A 2,791-nucleotide genomic window follows, 5' to 3' on the forward strand; every position below is an offset into this window, starting at 1 on the left:
CCTTCGCTTAGGGCGCCCGGCTGCGTCTCTACCGTTATCGGCGGCGTTCGATCGGGATCATCGGGAGGATCGATTGGACTGGGTTTCCCCACAACGATCGACTTGGTAATTGTCGGTCCGAATCGGGCTACTCCGTCTCGAATCATCTGGGCCTGGAACGTGTGCGTCCCTTCGGCTGCCGGCGCCTGAATCGTAAAGCTGAAGGCATACGTCCCATTCGTTTCCGTTACGCCATCCATGAATATTCTGGCGTTGTTGGTTCCAATTGCATACCCTCCGTTTAGCGCGCCCCACTGAAAATGATTGTTGTCCGTCGGGGCAAACCGCGTCAGGAGCGACTCGGACCACACATGCGTTCCCGTGTTTTCCAGCTCGATTGTCACGGGCAGTATCGCCCCGGGCTGCATAACATCCGGCAGATTTTCTTCGATTAGCCTTGCGATCAGGCTGCCCTCGTCGGTGGGAACCGGCGGGGCGTCTTCGATCGTTGCAGGCGTTCGATCGCCTTCCATGTCCGCCCGATCCACGATTTCGATGTTTTGGGTGATGCCCGATCCCGACATCCATGTGACTCCGTCCCTCACCACGTTGGCGTTAAATACGACCTCTCCAACGCTGGCAGGAGCTTGCAACGAGAATCGGAACTGCTTGGTCTCTCCCGGTCCGATTTGATCCGCGGCATTTAGGAAAACGCGTTGGCTGCCATCGGGAGCAGAGCTCGCTCCGCCATCCGGAAAACCCGTCCATGTGATGGAATTCAAGGACTTGGAGCCTAACCGATACATGTCGTCGGCATTCCACGCGGCGGTTCCCGTGTTCTTGACCGTCAACGATATCATGGCAGTTTGGCCAGCGGCAATCTTCCGAGGAATATAAGCGGAGATGACCTTCGCGCTATAAGGCGTCGAGCCTTCATTGAAGTTCCATGAGATGCCGTCAAGCGCATTAACCATCAACAACGGATTCGTCCTATTCGTATCCAGATAGATGGCCTTGGCCCACAGATAAGCATCGTTCTTGGCGCTTCCCGTACTTTCGCGGCCAATATCCGGGATCTGGCCCGTTCCGCTGAATTTGCCGTTAAGGTCCACGACCACTTCCGTGTTGCGGTTAACGACGATATCCGTGTACAAGCTGTCAGGCGATAGGTCGTAACGCACGGGCAGCAGGTTTTCGGCCCCCGCTACCGTTGAAGCGACGTTTGCGGTAGCCGGCACGTTTTCGTCCCACACAACGGCTCCTTCCACGGATGGGAGGAATAGATCCAGAAGCTGCGCAAAGCTCAAGGAGTCGTCCAACTCGTAGTCGTCCAGAAGCCGATTTGAAGCCGTCAGCTTCTCCAGCCAATATTTATCCGTTTCCACACCGGCTTGCGTAGCGATCGAATTGCTTTCGTAGTAGAAATAGATTTGCGGCCGTTCGCGATTCATAATGCCTTGCAAAGCAGTTGCGAGCTTGAGATAGTCGTAGGCTACCTTCTGGCTCAACACTTCCTTTTCGGCGATAAATGATTTCAAATCAAAGACATACACCGTTGGCGGCGATGGAGCCGCCTCCGCGGCCGGCAGTCTGATCCCCGTCAAGTTCGATACCAACAACGCAATCACTAATAATAACGTTCCGAATCTTTTTTTCATGTAAATACTCCTTTCGTCTCTCTATTGTGTAAGCGCTTTATATTGCTCGCATTTAAAATTACTATACCCCCTTGCAATATGCCATTCATTATTCTACAGAGTCGATTTAATTTTTAACAAAGTCGTAAAGGGAGGAGCAAAAGGGAACAGAATTTGCTTTACTGCGCCGGATGGGCAGGGTGATTCGTTCGTTCCGTTGTGCAAGGCTGTCCTTCTAACGGACAGGGGCGGCGCTTTGATTCGATGATGTTTCTAAAATCTAACGGACACACGCGGCCTTATATGCTCCATTCGAGCCGCTTTTGGCTATATTCTATTAAGCCCCTATAGAGCCGCTCCTGTCCGTTAGAGCACCCTTCTCTCAAATAAAAGGAAAAACGCCCTCTAATGGCCCCATCTCCGCCCTTGCTTGCGCTTTAGAGGGAAATCCTCCACTAGCGTTGCATTAATGTTCCCATGCTCGCATCGCAACTAAACAACGTGCTGAAATTCACAAAGTTTTTCGTTGCCTGCAATTAAAAGACAAGCCCACCTAAGCGTAGGCTACCTTTCCAAAAAAAATTACCTCTTTCTTTTCTTGGGCTGTTGAATTTGCACGCCAGGTGTTTCCGTGGCTTCTTGCAGCTTAGGTGGACCTGTCTTTCGTTTGGTTACCTTGCAGGCATTCGGGATTCTGTGTACTTCTTTCAGAAAGGCCGACCATCTCTTCGTCGCATATAAGCGAATGAGTCGGAGAATATCCCACGTTGAATGCGTCGTGTCGAGCTCACGTTTCACCAGATACGATAATCCGTAACCTACTAGCGCCAAATAAATGTGATTCCATACCGCATCCGGTTGGTAGCTGTAGAGTTTGGCGAATTTCAGATGTTGCTTCAGCCATTTAAAAAACAGTTCAATCAGCCAACGATTGCGGTATACATCCATCAGTTCTTCTGCAGGCAGATCATGTTTGGTTGTCGCGATCCGATAAAACCGATCTTGATCATCGTAGAACTCAATGAGGCGCAGTGGAGTTTTCATTTTTGTTTTAGGCTGGTTACCGAGAATAACCACGGCATCGCGAACGACGCTAGACTGCTCCCCTGTTCGTGGTCTTTCGCTTTGAACCTCGGCGTAGTGATGATTCGCAAGACGAATGACGAAATCGATCT

Annotated in this window: 1 protein-coding gene and 1 pseudogene; both read right to left on the reverse strand. The window is 51.1% G+C overall.

What is annotated here, in order from left to right:
* A pseudogene (locus PAT3040_RS25070) lies at positions 1-1,637 on the reverse strand (GxGYxYP domain-containing protein); the annotation flags it as partial.
* A gap of 561 nt (positions 1,638-2,198) precedes the next feature.
* On the reverse strand, positions 2,199-2,791 hold a 593-nt coding region (locus PAT3040_RS25075; RefSeq protein WP_181376822.1), incomplete at its 5' end, for a transposase.

The organism is Paenibacillus agaridevorans (assembly GCF_003112455.1).
Classification (GTDB): Bacteria; Bacillota; Bacilli; order Paenibacillales; family Paenibacillaceae; genus Pristimantibacillus; species Pristimantibacillus agaridevorans.